18 protein-coding genes and 1 pseudogene are annotated in these 19,273 nt (G+C 69.9%); 11 read left to right on the forward strand and 8 right to left on the reverse strand.

Annotation, left to right across the window (positions count from 1 at the left end):
- The first annotated feature begins 113 nt into the window (after positions 1-113).
- Entirely contained in the window at positions 114-1,136 is a 1,023-nt protein-coding gene (locus RV983_RS02000; protein ID WP_475990197.1) for an LLM class flavin-dependent oxidoreductase, read from the forward strand.
- Between the two features lie 204 nt (positions 1,137-1,340).
- Here RV983_RS02000 and RV983_RS02005 read toward each other — a convergent pair whose 3' ends face one another.
- Positions 1,341-2,213, reverse strand: a complete 873-nt coding sequence (locus RV983_RS02005; protein ID WP_475984005.1) for a tetratricopeptide repeat protein — start codon at positions 2,211-2,213, stop codon at positions 1,341-1,343.
- 372 nt (positions 2,214-2,585) lie between these two features.
- Here RV983_RS02005 and RV983_RS02010 point away from each other — a divergent pair, with 372 nt between their 5' ends.
- Positions 2,586-3,647 carry an ATP-binding protein gene (locus RV983_RS02010; protein ID WP_475984006.1) on the forward strand — a complete coding sequence of 354 codons (1,062 nt, stop codon included), beginning with the start codon at positions 2,586-2,588 and terminating at the stop codon, positions 3,645-3,647.
- Positions 3,644-5,479 carry a vWA domain-containing protein gene (locus tag RV983_RS02015; protein WP_475984007.1) on the forward strand — a complete coding sequence of 612 codons (1,836 nt, stop codon included), beginning with the start codon at positions 3,644-3,646 and terminating at the stop codon, positions 5,477-5,479. The genes RV983_RS02010 and RV983_RS02015 overlap by 4 nt, the downstream gene beginning before the upstream one ends.
- Before the next feature lie 248 nt (positions 5,480-5,727).
- On the opposite strand, the gene RV983_RS02020 is transcribed toward RV983_RS02015, so the two are convergent.
- Together RV983_RS02020 and RV983_RS02025 are read right to left on the reverse strand one after the other, a co-directional pair.
- On the reverse strand, positions 5,728-6,723 hold the full coding sequence (locus RV983_RS02020) for an aldo/keto reductase (protein ID WP_475984008.1): 996 nt from the start codon (positions 6,721-6,723) through the stop codon (positions 5,728-5,730).
- 109 nt (positions 6,724-6,832) lie between these two features.
- On the reverse strand, positions 6,833-7,540 hold the full coding sequence (locus RV983_RS02025) for a type 1 glutamine amidotransferase domain-containing protein (protein WP_475984009.1): 708 nt from the start codon (positions 7,538-7,540) through the stop codon (positions 6,833-6,835).
- A 144-nt stretch (positions 7,541-7,684) separates the two neighbouring features.
- On the opposite strand from RV983_RS02025, the gene RV983_RS02030 reads away from it, so the two are divergent.
- Positions 7,685-8,278 carry a CGNR zinc finger domain-containing protein gene (locus tag RV983_RS02030; RefSeq protein WP_475984010.1) on the forward strand — a complete coding sequence of 198 codons (594 nt, stop codon included), beginning with the start codon at positions 7,685-7,687 and terminating at the stop codon, positions 8,276-8,278.
- A gap of 114 nt (positions 8,279-8,392) precedes the next feature.
- On the opposite strand, the gene RV983_RS02035 is transcribed toward RV983_RS02030, so the two are convergent.
- Positions 8,393-9,397 carry a zinc-dependent alcohol dehydrogenase family protein gene (locus tag RV983_RS02035; RefSeq protein ID WP_475984011.1) on the reverse strand — a complete coding sequence of 335 codons (1,005 nt, stop codon included), beginning with the start codon at positions 9,395-9,397 and terminating at the stop codon, positions 8,393-8,395.
- Positions 9,398-9,801: 404 nt separating this feature from the next.
- On the opposite strand from RV983_RS02035, the gene RV983_RS02040 reads away from it, so the two are divergent.
- From RV983_RS02040 to RV983_RS02060, 5 genes and pseudogenes are all read left to right on the forward strand, one after another.
- On the forward strand, positions 9,802-10,266 hold the full coding sequence (locus RV983_RS02040) for a hypothetical protein (RefSeq protein WP_475984012.1): 465 nt from the start codon (positions 9,802-9,804) through the stop codon (positions 10,264-10,266).
- A gap of 26 nt (positions 10,267-10,292) precedes the next feature.
- On the forward strand, positions 10,293-11,006 hold the full coding sequence (locus RV983_RS02045) for an SDR family oxidoreductase (RefSeq protein WP_475984013.1): 714 nt from the start codon (positions 10,293-10,295) through the stop codon (positions 11,004-11,006).
- 772 nt (positions 11,007-11,778) lie between these two features.
- A pseudogene (locus RV983_RS02050) lies at positions 11,779-12,024 on the forward strand (hypothetical protein); the annotation flags it as partial.
- Between the two features lie 16 nt (positions 12,025-12,040).
- Positions 12,041-12,217 carry an SRPBCC family protein gene (locus RV983_RS02055; RefSeq protein WP_475984014.1) on the forward strand — a complete coding sequence of 59 codons (177 nt, stop codon included), beginning with the start codon at positions 12,041-12,043 and terminating at the stop codon, positions 12,215-12,217.
- 324 nt (positions 12,218-12,541) lie between these two features.
- Complete coding sequence (locus RV983_RS02060; RefSeq protein WP_475984015.1) at positions 12,542-13,432, forward strand: LLM class F420-dependent oxidoreductase; 891 nt, start codon at positions 12,542-12,544, stop codon at positions 13,430-13,432.
- Between the two features lie 179 nt (positions 13,433-13,611).
- Here RV983_RS02060 and RV983_RS02065 read toward each other — a convergent pair whose 3' ends face one another.
- Positions 13,612-14,298, reverse strand: coding sequence for a DUF2238 domain-containing protein (locus RV983_RS02065; RefSeq protein WP_475984016.1), 687 nt, complete (start codon positions 14,296-14,298; stop codon positions 13,612-13,614).
- A 188-nt stretch (positions 14,299-14,486) separates the two neighbouring features.
- Complete coding sequence (locus RV983_RS02070) at positions 14,487-14,945, reverse strand: winged helix-turn-helix transcriptional regulator (protein ID WP_475984017.1); 459 nt, start codon at positions 14,943-14,945, stop codon at positions 14,487-14,489.
- 131 nt (positions 14,946-15,076) lie between these two features.
- Here RV983_RS02070 and RV983_RS02075 point away from each other — a divergent pair, with 131 nt between their 5' ends.
- On the forward strand, positions 15,077-15,493 hold the full coding sequence (locus tag RV983_RS02075; protein WP_475984018.1) for a VOC family protein: 417 nt from the start codon (positions 15,077-15,079) through the stop codon (positions 15,491-15,493).
- A 257-nt stretch (positions 15,494-15,750) separates the two neighbouring features.
- Here RV983_RS02075 and RV983_RS02080 read toward each other — a convergent pair whose 3' ends face one another.
- Positions 15,751-17,205, reverse strand: coding sequence for an MFS transporter (locus tag RV983_RS02080; RefSeq protein WP_475984019.1), 1,455 nt, complete (start codon positions 17,203-17,205; stop codon positions 15,751-15,753).
- A gap of 301 nt (positions 17,206-17,506) precedes the next feature.
- Between RV983_RS02080 and RV983_RS02085 the strand changes: the two genes are divergently transcribed.
- Positions 17,507-18,412, forward strand: coding sequence for a PIG-L deacetylase family protein (locus RV983_RS02085; RefSeq protein WP_475984020.1), 906 nt, complete (start codon positions 17,507-17,509; stop codon positions 18,410-18,412).
- Here the strand turns inward: RV983_RS02085 and RV983_RS02090 are convergent.
- Entirely contained in the window at positions 18,391-19,266 is an 876-nt protein-coding gene (locus tag RV983_RS02090; RefSeq protein ID WP_475984021.1) for an NmrA family NAD(P)-binding protein, read from the reverse strand. The two genes, RV983_RS02085 and RV983_RS02090, sit on opposite strands and share 22 nt — an antisense overlap.
- Positions 19,267-19,273 lie beyond the last annotated feature (7 nt).

Here is a 19,273-nt window from a genome sequence, read left to right on the forward strand (position 1 = left end):
GGCGGACGCTCCACAGCCATCATTCGATGATCGCTTCGAACGGCGACGCGCACCGGGCACGGTCCGTGGCCTGGGACGGGAATCAAACCTGGCCCCTGGACGCTGGGCACGGGGTGAAGAAGATCGGATTCCTCTCCTTCGGTCACTGGTCGCCCGGCGAGCATTCCCGGGCCCGGTCGGCCCAGGATGTCCTGCACCAGTCCATCGACCTCGCGGTCGCCGCCGAGGAGCTCGGCGTGGACGGCGCGTACTTCCGGGTGCACCACTTCGCCCGGCAGGCGGCCAGCCCGTTCCCGCTGCTCGCGGCGATCGGTGCGCGGACCTCGAAGATCGAGATCGGCACCGGCGTGATCGACATGCGCTACGAGAACCCGCTGTACATGGCCGAGGACGCGGGCTCCGCCGACCTCATCTCGGCCGGTCGGCTGCAACTGGGCATCAGCCGCGGCTCACCGGAACAGGTGATCGAGGGCTGGCGCCTGTTCGGCTACAACCCCGCGCCGGGCGAGACGGACGCCGACATGGCCCGCCGCCACACCGAGGCGTTCCTCACGGTCCTCGGCGGCGAGGGCTTCGCCCCGCCCAACCCGCGGCCGATGTTCCCCAACCCGCCTGGGCTGCTGCGGATCGAACCGCACTCCGAGGGACTGCGCGACAGGATCTGGTGGGGCTCCGCGTCCAACGCAACCGCCGTCTGGGCCGCCGAGCTGGGGATGAATCTGCAGAGCTCGACGCTGAAGAACGACGAGACGGGCGAGCCGCTGCACGTCCAGCAGCGCAAGCAGATCGAGGTGTACCGCGAGGCGTACCGGAATGCGGGCCACACCCGGGAGCCTCGGGTGTCGGTCAGCCGCAGCATCTTCGCCCTGACCAACGACCTCGACCGGGCCTACTTCGGCCGCGACCGCAGTTCCCGGGACCAGGTCGGCATGCTCGACGACACGACCCGGGCCGTCTTCGGGCGCTCCTACGCCGCCGAGCCGGAGGAACTGGTGAAGCTGCTGCGGGACGACGAGGCGATCCAGGCCGCGGACACCCTGCTGCTGACCATCCCGAACCAGCTCGGGGTCGAATACAACGCGCATGTGCTGGACAGCATCCTCACCCACGTGGCACCGGAACTCGGCTGGCGCTGAGCACCGGTCGACGGACGGGCTGCCCGAAGGGCCGCCCGTCCGCGCGGTGCCGCCGGCAGCCGGCGGGTCGCGTTTCCGTGGCGACATGCCGGTCAACGGTCATGTGGGGGTGTCGGCCCGGCGCGGTCGACCGGCGTATGCCCGGCGCTGGCCCTCTTGGCGAGAGCCTGGGACATGCCGTTCACCCGTGAGCCTGGCCGATCGCTACGAGGGTCCGGCGCCCGCGTCCGGGGGTTCGGGCGGAGGGTCCCCGGCGGTGATGCGGACCAGCAGTTCCCGCGCTTCGCGGATGCGTGGATGGGCGGGATGAAAGAACCGCTCACACTCGGCCAATGCCTGACGGGCGGCGGCTTCGGCTTCGTCGCGGCGGCCCAGACCGTGCAGAGCCGCGGCGATGGCCATGGCCGACTGCCCGCTCCCGGCGCGGGACGCGGGCGGCGTCGGCTGCTGGGACTCGGCCAGCGCCTCCTCGTACCGGCCCTGCCCGTTCAAGCTGTGTACCAGCAGGGACCGCAAGGAAGCGGCTCTGTTCCCCGTCGCGCGGGGCAGATTGCCACGCGCGACGGCTTCCGCCTCCTTGAACCGGCCCTGTCCGCACAGGGCTTCCGCCAGGCATGCCAGAGCGAACAGTTCGGTGTCGGCCACTTGGGTGAGATACGCCAGCCGGGTCACCTCACTCAGAACTCCCGCGGCCTCGGACTCCGCCTCCGCGTACCGCTCCTCGCCGAGGAGAACGACCGCGTAACCGACCCGCACCACCAGCAGAATGGTGCGATTCGCTCCGGTGGTGTGCTGCAACTCCCTCGTCAGCGCCTGCATTTCGGGCCGGACATGTGTCCTGCGCCCGTGCTGCACCGCGGCCGTGAGGGCGAACGTCCTCGCCAGCCACGCCGGCTCGGGACTCCGGTCCCAGATGCGCCGTGGCCGGCCCGCGAGAGCCTGTGCCCGGGCCTCGACCTCTTCGTACTCGCCCCTCGCCAACTGCTCCGCGAAACGCTCGAAGACTGCCGTGTGAGCAGGGGAAATCCCGCCCGTAGCCCGCCCGAACCAGCCGACGTTCCTCTGTATGTACCCCACGCGTTGGGACCTTACGGGTTCGCATCCGTCCGTGCCTTCCGGCCCCAGCCCGCTCGGTTCGCGGAGGCATCGTCCGTGGCCGGGCCGACACGGCGGCGTCCCGGCTCTCCAGCACCGGCTGCACGGGCATCGTCACAGGTTCACCGACGAAGGGTGAGATAACTGTCGGCACACCAGGGAACCTCCCGCCGACGCCGCGCAGGGTCCGGCGAATGGACCGATCGATGCGGCCCGGCGGCCCCCACAGCCCCGGTGACGTGAAAAGCAGATGCGCCCGGGCACCGGCCAAGGTGACACTGAGCGCCGTCCCGTGCTCCGCGCGCGGCCGCCCGTCCTCCTCATCCCCTCCCCGACCAGCCAAGGAGCCAACACTTGCAGGGTGTTGTCACTGTTTCGCCTTCCCAGGTGCCCGAACTGCTGCTCAATCTCGCCACCGTCCGCCCGGTATTCCTGTGGGGCGCGCCCGGCATCGGGAAGTCGTCGCTGGTCAGGGAGTTCGCCGACTCGCTGGGGCTGGACTGCGTGAGCCTCATCGGGACCCAGCTGGCTCCCGAGGACCTCATCGGCGTCCCTCAGATCGTCGACGGCCGCTCGCGGTTCTGCCCTCCCGAGGCGATCGCCCGCGACGAGCCCTACTGCCTTTTCCTGGACGAGCTGAACGCCGCCACCCCCGATGTGCAGAAGGCCTTCTACTCCCTGATCCTCGACCGCCGGATCGGCTCCTACGAGTTGCCGCCCGGCAGCATCGTCATCGGCGCGGGCAACCGGGCCACCGACAACGCCCTGGCGCGGCCCATGGCCTCCGCCCTGGTCAACCGCCTCGCCCACGTCCACCTCCGGGCCTCGGCCTCGGACTGGCTGGTCTGGGCGTCGGCCGCCGGAATCCATCCGTGGATCACCGACCACCTCACCGACCGGCCGGACCACCTGTGGTCTCCTCCGCCCAAGACCGAGGAGCCGTTCTCCACCCCGCGGGCCTGGCACATGCTCTCGGACGCGCTGCATTCCTTCGGACCCGCCGTGGACGAGGAGACGCTCAAGGTCCTGGCCCACGGCATGCTCACCCCCGCGCACGCCGTGGCCTTCTGCGGCTACGTCAAGATCGTCCGTCACTCCTACGGCCTGGAGGCCATCCTCAAGGGCGACGCGTCCTGGCCGCACCGCGTCGGGGACCGCGACCTGCTCTACTACCTCGCCGACTCCTTCCGGGGCCGCCTCATCAAGGAACTGCCCGCGAGCAAGGAGCACGCTTCCCCGGCCGTCCGGCAGACCGCCTACCGGGCCAAGTCGTTGCTCGTCCAGCTGGCCGAGATCTCCGTGGAGGTCGCCCAGACCGTCATCGCGGACGGCGACGACGACAACCCGGTGCTGCCCTCCTGGTTCCTTCTCGAGGCCGCCCGCGACATGCCGCGGCTGGTCGAGGCGCGCCGGTGAGCGGGGTGCGCGGCTCCGCGTCGAGGGCTCGCCCCGAGGCCAAGGACGACCCGGCCGGCAAGGCGTTCGCCGCCGGGGTGGACCTGCTGCGCCGCAACACCGCGCTGGCCGCCCTGTCCGCCGTCAACGGCACGCTGTGCCGCAGCAAGGAGTGCACGGAGCACCCCCGGGGCGGCGGATGGGCCGCGGTGACCTCCAACGGCGTCGTGCACGCCGACCCGCTGCGCCGCGCGGAACCGGAGGAGTGGGCCTGGGTGCTGGCCCACTGCCTGCTGCACCTGGGCTTCGGTCACGTACCGGCCGCCCATGGCGCGCGGGAGCAGCCCGACCGGTTCGATCTGGCCGCCCGCTGCACGGTCGTCAACCGCTTCCTGGCCACCTTCCTCGTGGGCCGGGCGCCCGTGGCACTCCCCGATGCGTTCCCGGGCGGCGACGAGGACGAACTGGCCGCGCGCTGGCGACGCGACGGGATCCCGCCCGAGTACGCCGCATGCGGCGCGGCAGGTTCCCACCCCGACCAGCTGCTGCGTCCCTGGCACCAGCCCTGGCACGCCCTCGAGGACTGGACCACCGCCTTCGCGAGCGCCCTCACCCGCACGATGTCGGCGGCCATGGACGTCGCCGGCGGGCGCCGGGAGGAGCTCACCGGGGCGCGCCGGCCCCAGCGGCCCTGGGAGCGGGCGTTGAGCTGGTTCGTCTCCTCGTACCCGTTGCTGGGCGGCATCGCCGCAGGGATGACGCTGGTGGCCGACGCCGAACTCGCGCGCGCCCAGCGGATCTCGGTCGCGGCCGTCCACGCCGAGGCGGGCGAGATCTACCTCAACCCCCTGTGCCGGTACACCGACGAGGAATGGCGGTTCATCCTCGCCCACGAGCTGCTGCACGCCGCACTCCGCCACGGCGAGCGCCTCGGCGGACGCGACCCGTACCTGTTCAACGTCGCCGCCGATTACGTGATCAACGGCTGGCTGGTCGAGATGGACGTCGGGCAGATGCCGGAGGGACTGCTCCACGACCCGGCACTTGCCGGACTGTCCACCGAGGAGGTCTACGACCGCGTCTCCCGGGACCAGCGCAGGCTGCGCCGCCTCGCCACGCTGCGCGGCAAGGGGCTCGGGGACGTCCTGGGTGCGCCGCTGCCGCGCGCCGGCGAGGCCGCTCCCGCCTGGGTGGACCTGGACGAGTTCTACCGGCGTGGACTGCTCCAAGGCTTCGACCTGCACCGGCGCGAACGCGGCTTCCTGCCGGCCGGACTCGTCGAGGAGATCCAGGCGCTCTCCCACCCGCCGCTCCCCTGGGACGCCAGACTCGCGCGCTGGTTCGACGAGTACGTGCCGCGGCCCGAAGCCGTGCGCAGCTACGCCCGTCCCGCACGCCGCCAGGCCTCCACGCCGGACATCCCCCGGGCGGGCCGGAGCTTCCCGCCCGAGGAAGTGGCACGCTGCACCTTCGGAGTGGTGCTGGACACCTCGCTGTCCATGGACAGGACGCTGCTGGGCAAAGCGCTCGGCGCGATCGCCTCCTACGCCGCCGCCCGGGACGTGACGGGGGCGCGCGTGGTCTTCTGCGACGCCGCCCCCTTCGACGCCGGCTATCTGCCCGTCGCCGAGATCGCCCACCGGGTGCGCGTCCGGGGCCGCGGCGGCACGCTCCTGCAACCGGCCGTCGACCTCCTGCAGCGGGCCGACGACTTCCCTCCCACGGCCCCCGTCCTGGTCATCACCGACGGCGAGTGCGACGTCCTTTGCATACGACGCGAGCACGCCTTCCTCCTACCGCAGGGCGCGGTACTGCCGTTCACAGCGCGCGGCCCGGTCTTCCGGATGCGCTGACGTTCTGCTGTCGTGCGTGCGGGACAGGCCCTCCCGGAACCCGGACGGGAACATCGCGACTTGCCCTGGGACCGTCCCGGAGCCAGTAGTACGGCGAGCCCTCGGCCGGGGCGGCCAGGGTCTCCAGCAGGTCGTCGCCGCGTGGGTCGTCGCACTCGCGACCGGCCACACGGTGCACGACACCTGTCCCGCCGGCTTCGCCACGGCGGTGCGCCGAGCCGTCACATGATCGGCCAGGCAATTACTGGCTAGTAGCCGTCCAGCAGATCGAGCAGCGCTCGCATGTAGCGGTCGCCGGCGGGTGAGCCGGGCGGTATGGCCTGTTCGGCAGCGGTCAGGGTGGCCGGTGCGGGGCGGAGGGCGGTTGCGGTCAGCGTCTCGGTGAGCTGGGTCCTGGTACGGGCCCCGACGAGGGGGACGATGTCGGGGCCCTGGGCGGCCACCCAGGCGATGGCCAGCTGGGCCACGGTCATCTCGTGTTCGGCGGCCACCCGGCGCAGTGCCTCCACCAGCGCCAGGTTGTGCGTCAGGTTGGTGCCCTGGAACCGGGGCAGGCCGTTGCGGAAGTCCTCGGGTGGCAGCTGCCGTTGCCGCGAAGGGGACCAGTGGCCGGAGAGCAGTCCGCGGGACAGGGTGCCGTAGGCAGTCACGGAGATGCCCAGCTCGCGGGCGGTCGGCAGGAGGACGCGCTCCGGGCCGCGGGAGAAGAGGGAGTACTCGACCTGCACGTCGGCGATCGGATGGGTGGCGTGGGCCCGCCGCAGGGTGTCGGGGCCGACGTCCGTCAGTCCGATGCCGCGGATGTGTCCGCTGCGGACCATCTCGCCCAGGGCGCCGACCGTCTCCTCGATCGGGACGTCCGGGTCGGGACGCCCGGGCCGGTACAGATCGATGTAGTCCGTTCCGAGGCGGCGCAACGAGTAGGCAAGGGAGTTCTTGACGGCGACCGGCCTGCTGTCCGATCCCGTCCAGCCGCCGCCGGGCTCGCGCAGCGCGCCGAACCGGACGCTGACGCGGACCTCGTCCCGGCGGCGTCCGCGCAACGCTTCCCGCAGCAGCAGTTCGCCGTGGCCCATGCCGTAGGCGTCGCCGGTCTCCAGCAGCCGGACTCCCTGGTCGAGGGCCGCCCGGATAGTGGACAGCGACTCCGTGTCGTCGGCCGGGCCGTACAGCTCGGACATGCCCATCAGGCCGAGCCCCACCTCCCGTTCCGGAGGGGTGCGGTTCATCGTCGGGGTGGTCATGCGACTCCTCTTTCGGACGGGCGCGGGCGCGCGGCCCGGGGTTTCAGTGATGGGGGCGGTCCGGTGCCGTCAAGGGTGGGAGGGCACCGGACCGCCCGGCCGGGGTGGCTCAGGAAGCCAGCACCCGGAGCAGTGCCTCGGCGGCCGGCCCGGACGAGGCAGGGTTCTGGCCGGTGACGAAGTTCCGGTCGACGACGACGTGGGGAGCGAACGCCTCGCCCTCCTGGAAGTCGATGCCGAGCTGCACCAAGCGGTCCTGGAGGAGCCACTCGGCGCGCTCGGCGAAGCCCGCGTGGGTCTCCTCGACGTTGGTGAACCCGGTCGCCCGGTACCCGGCGAACGGGGAAGTGCCGTCCTGCGCGGCGGTGGCGAGCAGTGCGGCCGGGCCGTGGCAGACGATGCCGAGCGGCTTGCCGGAGGCGAGGACGGCGTTCAGGAGCCGGCCGGACGCGGCGTGCGTGGCCAGGTCCTCCATGGGGCCGTGTCCGCCGGTGTAGAACACGGCGTCGTAGGCGTCCGTGTCGGTGGGGTCGATGTCCTCCAGCCGCTTGGGGTGGTTCAGTTCGCCGATGGCGGCCAGCTCGGCCGCGATGCGGTCGGCGTTCTCCTGCCCGCCGTTCACCTCGGGGGTCAGGCTCACGGCGTCCAGCGGCGGTACGACGCCCGCCGGTGTGGCGATGGCGATCTCGTGACCGGCCGCCCGGAAGATCGCGTACGGGGCGGTCAGCTCCTCCGCCCAGAAGCCGGTCGGGTGCTTGGTGCCGTCGGCCAGCGTCCAGTGGTCTGCGCCGGTCACCACGATGAGAATCTTGGACATGTCAGTGGTCTCCTGTTGAATTGCAGAGTCGAGCGGGTAGGGCATTGCCTGTAATGGTCATTTATGCTGTTGGCCATGTCGCCCCGGTAGTGGGCGCCCCGGACGGTGGGAAGTGGACCTATGACGGGAAACGGAAGCGAGCGCGTGACGCGGGTTCCGGGCGCCGCAGGAGCGCTGGTGACCCTGCTCAACTCGCGTCCGCACGCCGTACCGGTGCTGCCGGACAAGCTGGCGGATCCCCGGCAGGCCGCCGAGATCCTCGGGGCCTTCGCTCCGCCGGACCTGGGCGACGCGCCGGACCCGGCCGGTACGTCGCCTGCGCAGGAGCCGGCCGTCGAACGGCTCGAACGCGTCCGCGCGCTGCGCTCCGACCTGATGGCCGTGGTGGAGGCGGCGGACGCGGAGGAGACGGCCCGGCGCTGGGAGGCCCTGACGGCTCGCACGTCGGACCACACCTTCGTGCTCACCTTCGCCGGACCGACTCCCGGGGTGCGCCAGGTTTCAGGTGACCCGCTGATCGGCCGGATCCTGGCTTCCGTCGCCGAACTGGTCCGCGACGGCAGTTGGTCACGTATCCGGGTCTGCGGCAGCGACGTGTGCCGGGGAGTGTTCTACGACACGACCCGCAACCGCACACAGCGCTGGCACTCGTACGAACTGTGCGGCAACCGCACGAATGTCGCCGCCTTCCGCGCCCGCAAGAGCACGGCCCCCACTGCCGCCGCGCGTCCGTCCTGACAGCCCGACGCCAGGGCGGGCATACGTTCCCTGTCTGCCGCCGGGGCCGTTCCCGGTCCGTCGCCCGCCCAGGAGGCGGACCGGGAGCGGTGTTTCGGGGGGCGGGTCGGCGCGTCAGGCGGCGGGGTGCTCCGGAACGAAGACCACCTTGCCGGAACGCTCCGGGCTGGCGGCATGGGTGAGCGCGTCGCGGTACCGCGCGAGCGGGTACGTCCCCGCGACCGTCGTCTCGAGGACGCCGTCCACGATGAGGTCGGCCAATTCGTTGTAGACGCGCTCCAGTTCTGCCCTGGGGGTCTCGCGCAGCCAGGTCAGGATGAAGAAGGAGCGCAGCGAGATCCCCCGGTAGATGAGGTCGCCCAGCGGCAGCACAGGCGGCTGGGCGGTCGCGGCGGAGAAGGCGACGACACTGCCGCCCCCCTCAACCGAGCCTACCAGCCGCCCAAGTTGGTCGGCACCGCCGGTGCCTTCGAGAAGCAGGCGCAGCTGCTTGCCGTCGAGCGCCCGGGCGACCTGCTCGGCGAGGTCCTCGCCGTCGATCACCACGGCGTCCGCGCCGCGTTCGCGCACCTGCTGGGCGGCTTCCTCGCGCCGGACCACGGCGAGGGTCCGCAGCCCCGCCCGCTTGGCGAGGGCGATGACATGCTGCCCGACCGCGGAGTTGGCCAGGGTGACGCCCACCCAGTCACCCGGCTTCAGCTCCACATAGTCGTGCAGCAGGGCCCAGGCGGTGGCGGGGTTGACCGGAAGCATCGCGAGCTGGGCGGCGTCGGCCCGTTCGGTGACCGCGATGACGGCGGTGGCCGGGACCACGACCTGGTCGGCCCAGGTGCCGAACTCGAAGGTCGGCAGGATGATCACGCGCTTGCCGACGAGCGCGGGGTCGACCCCGTCGCCGACCCGGGTGACCCGGCCGGCGCCCTCGGCGCCCATCGCGGCGGGGACCTGCGGGTAGACGCCGAACCACCCCGCCGCGTAGAGGAAGTCGGCGGGGTTCACCGGCGCGGCGTCGACCGCTACCAGCACCTCGTCGGGACCGGGCGTCGATGCCGCGCCCTCGGTGAGCGAGACGGTCTCGCCGAGATCGCCGCCGACGGTGGAGAGGGTGAGGTTGGACATGGTGTTCGTACTCCTTGCACGACGATACCAACGGCCCGTAAGGGCCAACGCGAGTTTCACGATTACTTTCTAACAGACCTTCCGGGATCTTGTAAAGGTCTACTTGAGATAGACCATGTCGCGATGATCGAGGTGGGGTCGAGCGGCGTCCAGGCAACGGACATGCCGATGCCCCCGTGCGGGAGGCACGGGGGCATCGGCGGGGAAGGGGGTCGGCCGGCTCTTGATGGTGTACGAGTCGGCGTAGGTCTTCTCTTCGACACGGCGGCCGGCGTTGCGCTGTGTGTGGGGGGGGCCTACGCGGTCGGGGTCGGGGAGGCAGTCGGCACACCGCACCCGGCCACCGGCACCACCGAGATCAGCCAGGACATCGAGCCGTCCGCCTCGCCGAGAGCCTCGGTGACATGCCCACAGTGATCGCGGCCGTACTGCTCATCGTCTACCCCCTGTGGGACGCCATCGCCACACTCCTCGAGCGTCGCCTGGCCGGCACAGGCTCCACGAACCGCGTCAGTACCGCCACCACAGGTCTCGACCTGGCCACCACCGCCGGAATGATCATCGCCGTGTTCTCCACCATCGGGACGGCCCTGCTCGTGTTCGGCGTCTGGGCCCTGCTTTCCGGAGCCATCCAACTCGCCGTAGCGATCCGGCGCCGGCGCACCGCCGGCGTCCAGGTGTGCAGAACTCGCCGCATCGGCCGCTGGGCACGGTGGCGTCGTACGTCGATCATGCAGCCTTTGGGATTTCGTACTCCACGTCTCGACCTCTCACGCGCAGTAACCGCGTTTCGGCATCCGACCGACGCCCAGCGGCGTCCCTTCGCGCTGGATCGCGTCTCGGCACCCGTGGCCCTACGTTGGAAATAGGGATACTCCTTCGGAACGAGGGGTCCATGGAAATCAAGAACGCAGTGGCAGTCGTGACCGGCGCGAACCGCGGCCTTGGCCGGCATCTCGCCGCCCAGCTGCTGGAGCGCGGCGCCGCGAAGGTCTACGCGGGCGCGCGCAAGGCCTCATCGGTCGATCTGCCCGGTGTCGTACCCATCGAGGTGGACATCACCGACCCGCATTCCGTGGCCCGGGCTGCCGCGGCGGCCCCGGACGCCACATTGCTCGTCAACAACGCCGGCGTCAGCACGCACACGGAGCTGGTGGCCGGTGACATGGGGAACATCCGACTGGAGATGGAGACGGCATTCTTCGGCTCACTCGGCATGATCCGGGCCTTTGCGCCGGTGATCACCGCCAACGGCGGCGGCGCCGTTCTCAATGTGCTTTCGGTACTGAGCTGGGTGCACTACCCGAAGTACGGTGCCTACTGCGCATCCAAGGCCGCCGAGTGGGCCATGACCAACGTGGTGCGGCAGGAACTCGCCTCCTCCGGCATCGACGTCACCGCCCTGCACGTGGGCTACATGGACACTGACATGTCAGACTATGTTCCCGCTTCGGACAAGGTCGACCCCACGGCCGTCGCCCGGCTCGCCCTGGACGGGATCCAGGAACGCGCCCTCGAGGTCCTGGCCGATGACAAAAGCCGAAACACGCGCGCCGCCCTCTGCGGCGATCTCTCCCTGCTCTACCCTGACCTGCCCGCCCCACGCTGACCTGCGAGCCCGCCGAAGACGTGGTGCGGGATACCCGGCTCGACGAGTCCTCCGCTCCCTTGCCCGACCGCGGTCGGGCAAGGGAGCGGTCAGTGGCGAAGTCCGGATCCCAGAGCGCCGCGAGCGCCGCCCTTCTTCGTGGTTTCCCGTCCCATCGGGCACGGATGGGGCACACGCCGAAGGACCTGTGGACCGAGACCATGCGGGGACCTGACCCAACAACATCGCGAGGCACCGCACGGTTGCACCTGGGAGGGTCGGGTCATGCCGAAGAAGCGTCCGAACAGCACAACACTGGCCGAGATCGTGGCCTCGTTGCCGCCGGCCCCGGGCGCCCCGTGAGTCAGATCGCCCCTCGATGCGAACTACAGGCACGAAGTCCGCTGTGGCAGACTCCCCGGCACGCCAGATTTCTGGGTGAGCGACCAGGGTGACAAGTACCACGGCTGGGAGGGTTGCAGGGCTCTCGAAGCCGGACAGGCTTCCGCCGACTCACAGGATGGCTACGAGCGGCGCAGCGTGACGCGGTACGACAGCGAGGATGCCGCTCGGGCTGCTGCCAAGAAGCACGCCCGGTGCGACGCTCACGCATGCTTCGCTTGGGGGCGTGGTGCAGGACTCGCCCGGCTGGCCGATCCGAACTGGCCAGCGCCACATGACCTGCCAGCCGACGACTGAAAAGACTGAAGTGTCGGTGCGGTCGGACGTGCCGCGCGCCCGGCGGAGCGTGAACGACGCCGGGTGCCTTGATGGGGTAGAGAACCCGTACCCGCTGATGCTGGACGCCGGCATCGACGACTGGGGCGGCGTCTCCCCGCTGACCCCGGACCACGTCAACCCCGAGCGGCCCTGGCCCCAGATCGACGACCTGGCCGCACGCACCGCCGAGGCGGGCTTCGCCCTGCGGGAACGACTGACCATCCATCCCGAGTACGTCCGCCAGGGCGAGCCGTGGCTGGACCCGCGGCTGCTGCCGCACGTCACCGCACTGGCCGATCCGGCAGTACCGCTTCGACGACCCCGGCCCGGTTCCGGTGCGCGACTTCCACGCCTCGATCGCGGTCGTCGAGGACGGACCCGACCGGTCCGTGATCGAGTGGACGGGGTCCTTCGAGCCTGTGCCCGGAGTCCCCGCCGACGATGCGGCGGCCGCGGTGGGCGGCTTCTACCAGGCGTGCCTGGACCGCATCGCCACCGTGCTCGGCACCTGACCCGCCGCAGGCGCGACCCACCGGCCACGATCCCGGTCGGTGCTTTCATGATCGCCTGGATCCCCCGGCGACGCGGGTGGGCGCAGCCGTGGAGGACCTCCCGGTCACCCGGGCCGGCGAACAACTGGGCCGCCCGGGTGTCCTCCCTCATGTTCTGCCGTGACACCGTCCGCGCGGTACTGGACTTGCCGCCGGAATGGGATCCGATGGGTGCCGTCACCATCGGCCACCCCGCCCGCCCCGCCACGACCGCCGCGCGACCCGAGCAGTTCCTCACCCACCCGCCGACCCCCGGCACCAGACCGTCCCGGCAAGGAGCAGACGATGCAGACCCCCTACCCCACCGCGCTCAAGGACGCCGTCGGCTCCTTCGGCATCTTCACCCACGAACTGCGCACCGAGGAGCCCGGGCTGCAGGACGAGATCCGTCAGGCGGCCGCCGAGGTCGAGGAACTGGGCTTCGGCGCCATCTGGCTCGGCGGCAGCAGCAGCGTGCGCCACGCGGCGCATCTGGCCACATCCACCGACCACGTCCTACTGGCCACGGGAATCCTCAACATCTGGTTCGAGGACGCCGTCAGCGTCGCACGGCAACGCGCCGAACTCGAACGCAGCCATCCCGGCCGTTTCCTCCTCGGCCTGGGCGCGAGCCACGCCGCACTGGCGCAGAACTACCAACGCCCCTACTCCACGATGGTGGAGTACCTCGACGCCCTCGACGCCGCCGCCCCGCCCGTCCCGGCCGACCGCCGCGTCCTGGCGGCTCTCGGCCCCAAGATGCTGGGCCTCGCCCGCGACCGGGCCGCCGGCGCCCACCCCTACCTGGTCGCCCCCGAACACATCGAACAAGCCCGCACCATCCTAGGCACCGCACCGCTCCTGGCCCCCGAAGTCACCGTCGTCCTGGACAGCGACCCCACGACGGCACGCGCCACCGCACGCGGCTTCCTCCACTACTACCTGCAACTCCCGAACTACGCCGTCAACCTCAAGCGCCTGGGCTTCACCGACGACGACCTCATCGACTCAGGAAGCAACCGCCTTGTCGACGCCCTCGTCGTCTGGGGCACCGACCAGACCATCCACCACCGCCTCCAGCAGTTCCTCACCGCCGGCGCCGACCATCTCGCCCTCCAGATCATCACCGGCGACGACCGCCCCACCCCGCCGCTCCCCCAATGGCGCCACCTCGCCACCCTCACCACCGGCCGATGACCTCCAGGCCCTCGCGGACACCATGCGGTTCCGGGCGCATTCGCCTTCGCAGCCATCGCCGGACGGTTGACTGACGTGCGGTGGGCGCGGGTCGAGCCGCTGCTCCCGGACCGGCAACGAAACGGGTGATCGATGCGATCGCCCTCACGGATTGCCACTCCGCCGGCAGCGTCGTCCGGCTACGAAGCCGCAGTATCGGGGCACGGACCGCCCGAGCCCCCGGACCCGCGCGCCGCGAGGCCGTCCAGCTGACGATCGTGGACCCTGCTGAGCAGCAGCAGCGACAGGACGGCGCCGACGAGGGCGCAGAACATGTCCCATTGGGTGTCCCAGACGTCCCCCTGGGTGGCGAGGAACGCGTCGGCCGCGTCGCCCCCGATCAAGGAGGCCCACCACTCCAGTAGTTCGAAGAACGCGCTGAACGCCATGCACGCGCAGACGGTCAGCGGGGCGAGCCACCGGCTGCCACGGAGGGGAGAGGTACGAACGAGGATCTCGCGGACCAGCACGGCCGGCACGAAGCCCTGCGCCAGATGGCCGATCCGGTCGTACGGGTTGCGCGACAGGTCCAGGGTGTCACGCAGCCACTCCCCCAACGGAACCTGGGCGTAGGTGTAGTGACCGCCCGCCGACAGGACCAGGGCGTGCAGACCCAGCAGGGCGCACAGCAGTCCGGTCAGCGGGAAACGGCGCCGCAGGACAACGGCCAGCGGCAGCCCGATCATGATCCAGAAGGTCTCCAGAACCCACGTGCCGCGCTCACGAGGATGAATCCCGGAGACCACCAGCGCCAAGAGCGCAAGCGTGAAGGCGGCGGCCGGTACGGCCAGTCGGGCTCGCCGGACGGAAGCGGTGACGTCTGTCATGCGCCCCAGACTCGCAAGGCCGGCACACGAGCGCATGAGTACGACTACTCAACCGCTGTGCGCGGTTCTCGTCAGGCAGTACGCACACGGAGGCGCGGACGGCCATCAGACCCGCCCGACCTCGGGCCGGGGAGGCCGAGCCTCACACGGTTTCGTCTTTCACCATGCCCGCTGTCACATGCGGAGGGCTACGCTTCGGGACCCGCCATCGACCAGCCCGGCGTATGGGACGTCCAGTGCAGGTCCCGGCCGTCGATCGCCTCCCCGCACACGCCACACATGGTGGTCGCCTGGACCTGATGGCCGTGGTGTTCCACGATCATGGGCGGCTCGTCGACGGCCCAGCGGTCGCCCCACGCCAGGAAGCCGATGAGCAGGGGAGCGAGTTCCTTGCCCGCCTCGGTGAGGTGGTACTCGAACCGGGTGACCTGATACTCGCGCTTCTCGAGGATGCCGTTGGACACGAGCGACTTCAGCCGTGCGGCAAGCCGGTCACGAGGGGCGCCGGTGTTGCGGGCGATCTGGCTGAACCGCCGGTTGCCGAACACGATCTCGCGGACGATCAGCAACGACCAGCGGTCGCCGACCAGTTCCAACGTCGCTGCGACCGCGCAAGGCCTTCCGGGGATCACTGGGGATTCGGGCATATTGAAGTGTATCACGTTACGGTTTGTGTATCAAACCGATCGACGCCGGTGCGCGTGAGCGGCCGGAGCCCTTGAAGGCACACGACTCACACTGTTACGGTTTGAGAAACAAACCATACGGAAGGACGGCCATGCCCGCTCGAGTCACTCCCTATCTCACCTTCGGCGGCAACGCGCGCGAAGCGATGGAGTTCTACCGGTCCATCTTCGGCGGCACCCTGGAGGTCACCACGTTCGCCGATCTCCACAAAGTCCGGTCCGCGGAGCAGGAGCACCTGATCGCGCACTCGATGCTGAAGGGAAGCGCCGGGGTCGTCCTCATGGGGTCGGACGCCCCGACTCCGGAGGAGTACACACCCGGCGGCTCCTTCTCGGTGGCGCTCGGCGGAGACGAGGCGGACCTCGCCGAGTACTGGGGCAGGCTTTCCGAGGGCGGGACGGTCACGGTGCCGTTCGCCACGTCCGCGTGGGGCACCCTGCACGGACAGTGCGTCGACACATTCGGCACCGCCTGGCAGCTCAACGTGACGTCGCACTCGGCTGCCTGAGCCTCACGCACTCTCGTCCACGCAACCAATCGGCCGGCTGCCCCTTCGAAGGGCGCCCAGGTTCGTCGTCACACACGAACCGGCGGGCGCCCTTCGCCATGTCGCGGACGGTAAGGACAGCGGACCCGTTCACCGGGCATGAGGGTGAGCGGGGCGATATACCGAGTGACTCGACGCAGCGGCATTCGCGCTGCGTCGAGTCACTCGGCGTGGAAATCAGACGTGGACCCGCTCAATGACGAGGGACGGCGGGAGCGTCAAATCCCGGAGCGGCCGACGCCCGCTCCCAGACGGGGCAACGCCTGAACGAGACCCGCGGCAAGTCCCAGCGCGGCGAAGACCCACCAGATGTGATGGAAGTTGTCCACGCCCGGTCCCCGTCCGGAAGTTCCCAGGAGCGCGACGAAAATGCTCACGCCCAGAACGGCGCCAAGTTGCCTGAAACTGGAATTGATTGCGGAACCAATGGCGAACTGCGCCGGGGAGAGCTTCGCCACTGCCGCGCCGGACTGTACAGGCAGCGTCAGACCGATGCCCACGCCGGTGAGAAGAGTCCAGGGCAGCCAGTGAGTGACCCAGTGCGGCGAGGCGTCCACGAACAGTGCGAAACCGAGGCAGCCGAGGGCCCAGACGACAGCGCCCGCGAGGAGCACGCGCCGGTGACCGATGACGGTGGCGAGTTTGGTGGTGGAGCGAGCAATGACCGTGACAACAAGAGGGCCCGCGGAGCTCGCGAGCGCGGCACGCAGTACCGAGTAGTGCCATTCCGTCTGAAGAAATATCAAGTTGGCGAGCAATAGGCCGAAGAAAGCCGTGGAGAACAGAAGCGTTGCGACGTTGACGTCCCGGAACTGGCGCTCCTTGAACAGATTGAGGTCCATGACCGGCCGTGCGGCCTTCGAGGTGCGCCACAGGAAGACCGGAAGCGCGACGGCCGCTCCGACGAAACCGCCCACCACCCAGGTGTCGGACCAACCACGGGCGGGGCCCTCGATGAGGGAGAAGCTGAGAAGTGCCGGAACCACAGCGACGAGGAGCGCACCGAGGAGATCGGGCACGCCGGAAGCCTGAGGGTCGCGGGACTCATGGAGCAAGCGCTTGCCGAGTGTCACGATCACCGCGGCGATCGGGACGTTGACCAGGAAGATCCAGCGCCACGAAGCGTACTCGGTGAGAAGCGCGCCGAGCGTGGGGCCGACCGCCGCCGCGGCGGCGGCCATCGCTCCCCAGACACCTATCGCGACGTGCCGGCGGGCCACGTGGAACTCGTGAAGGACGAGCGCCAGTGAGGACGGTACGACGAGCGCGGCGAAGACCGCCTGCAGAGCACGAGCGGTGATCAGCACCCCCGCGCTCGGCGCGAGCCCACACAGAGCGCTCATCAGCGCGAATCCGGTAATGCCCACGATGAATACGTTCTTGCGCCCGTACCGGTCGGCGACTCGCCCCGCGGGGATGAGCATGGCCGCGAATACCAGACTGTAGGCGTTGAGGACCCATGCCAGGTGTCCGGCCGTGGTGTTGAAACTGTGGCTGATGGTCTCGAAGGCGATGTTCACAATCGTGGTGTCCAGGAATACCACGAAGGCGCCGAGGCTTCCCAGGGCCAACGCCCACCGAGCCGCTGGATTGTCAGTGGGCGTCACATCTTGAGGGCCGCCTCGGGGCCGGCTGGGACTCTCCTCGGCGGGCGCTCGCTCTGCATTGATCATCGTGCACCACTCCTCGTGCGTTGTGAAGTTGCGGCGTGCTCGGGTAACGTAACAACGTACGGTTTGAAAGTCCAACCGCGACATCGCGTCCCCGGACGCACCTGGAGGAGGCCGGCAGTGTCCCGAGTCGCCTTGCACATTCACCGTTCCGGCCGCGGCGGGCGAACTCCGGCGGTCAGGGCGCGATTCGGGGTGATTTCCTCACATGGGAGGACGCAGTGATGGCGTACGTCTCCTGGCTGTTGCCGTGTCCTATGGTCCTTATTCCACTCTCTTTCGTTTGGCAGAAAGGTCCGAGTCATTGAACACACCTGAGATCCGGCCGACGCTGATGGTCATTCACGCGCACCCGGACGACGAAGCGAGCCAGACCGGCGGCACCCTTGCGCGATACGCGGACGAGGGGTTTCGCACGGTTCTCGTCACCTGCACCGACGGCGGGCAGGGTGACGACGCCCACGGTCGCAAACCGGGTCACCGTGACCATCAGGCGGAGCAAGTGGCCGCTCGGCGCTCCGACGAGCTGGCGATGTCCAAGCTGGCGCTGGGCATCAGCGATCTCGTCCCACTGGACTACCCCGACTCCGGCATGCACGGGTCCGCGGACGACATCGATCCTCGCGCGTTCAGCAGGCTCGATGGCGCGCCGATCATCCGGCGGCTGGAAACGCTGATGAACGAGTACCAGCCGGACGTGATCGTGACCTATCCGCCCAACGGGCTCTCCCACCACCCGGATCATGTCCGTACCCACGAACTGACCGTCGCCGCGGTCGGGCGTGTCCGGGACGCCGGCGGATTTCCGCCTCGGCACGAGAGCGGCGCGCCTTCCCACCGACGCATCCCGAAGCTGTACTACATCGCCCTGTCCTACTCCCGCCTCAAAGCGGTGCGAGCCCGCGCGGAGACGGTCCTCGGAGCCGATGCCTGGAAGCCGCCCCTGGAGATCGGCGTCGACGACGACAGCGTCACCACAGTCGTGGATGTCTCCGGCTCCTGGGATCGCAAACTGCGCGCCCTGGCGGCACACGCCAGCCAGGCGGATGCCGCCGCCCTGCTACGGGTGTTGAGCGTCACCGGACACGAGAATCCCGTCGAGGAGTACATCCTCGCGAACCCGCCTTGGAGCGGCGGCACCAGGGAGAGCGACCTCTTCGAAGGCGTTGACGGCGTACGGAGCGGCACTCAGGCCGAGCGGTCGTCGTAGAAGGCGCGGTTCAAGGCGACGAAGGTCTCGACGTCGAGCGGGGCGTCGCCGCCGATCTTCTTGACCACGTCGTTCATGCCGGAGAAGACGCCGTCGCGATAGTCGATCGCGACGGCGAGAAGGTGCTGGATGAGATGGGGTGAGGCGCCGCGCTTCTCCATGATGGCGGTGAACTCCTCCAGGCCGATCGGCACATACGTGACCTGGCGGCCCAGCGCGCGTGTCATCGCCTCGGCGATCTCATGGTGGTCGAGTTCGACGGCGCCGTAGAGCGGGTAGATCCTGCCGGCGTGCGGGGCGGGATCCCCGAGGACGGCCGCGATCACCTTCGCCTGGTCGACGGCGGCGATCGGGGCATGCCGGCCGTACGCGAAGGGGAAGCGCAGCTCACCGCTACCGTCCCACATGTTGATCAGCCATTCGGCGAAGAATGTGGGACGCAGGTGGGTCACCGCGATGCCGGAGCGGTCCAGCAGGCGTTCGGCGACCCAGTGCTGTCGTGCGGCGTTGCTTGCGGCCTCGCGGCGGGCGGAGATCTGGGACATGTTCACGATCGCCTCCACCCCGTTCTCCTCCGCGGCTTGGGCCAGGTTCGCCGTGGCGTCCATGAGACCGGGCAGGATCGGATAGGTGAAGTAGGCGGCGTTGATCCCGTCGGTCGCCCGTGCCAGAGAGTCGAGGTCGTGGACGTCCCCGACCACGACCTCCGCGCCGAGCCCGGCGAGCGCTTCGGAGCGCCCGTCGACGCGACGGACCAATGCGCGTACACGGTGTCCGCGCCGGAGCAGCAGCTCGGTGGTGTGCCGGCCGGTCTGGCCGGTCGCGCCGATCACCAGAAGGTTGCGGGTCGTCATGAGGGTT

Source organism: Streptomyces sp. RLA123, from assembly GCF_056270165.1.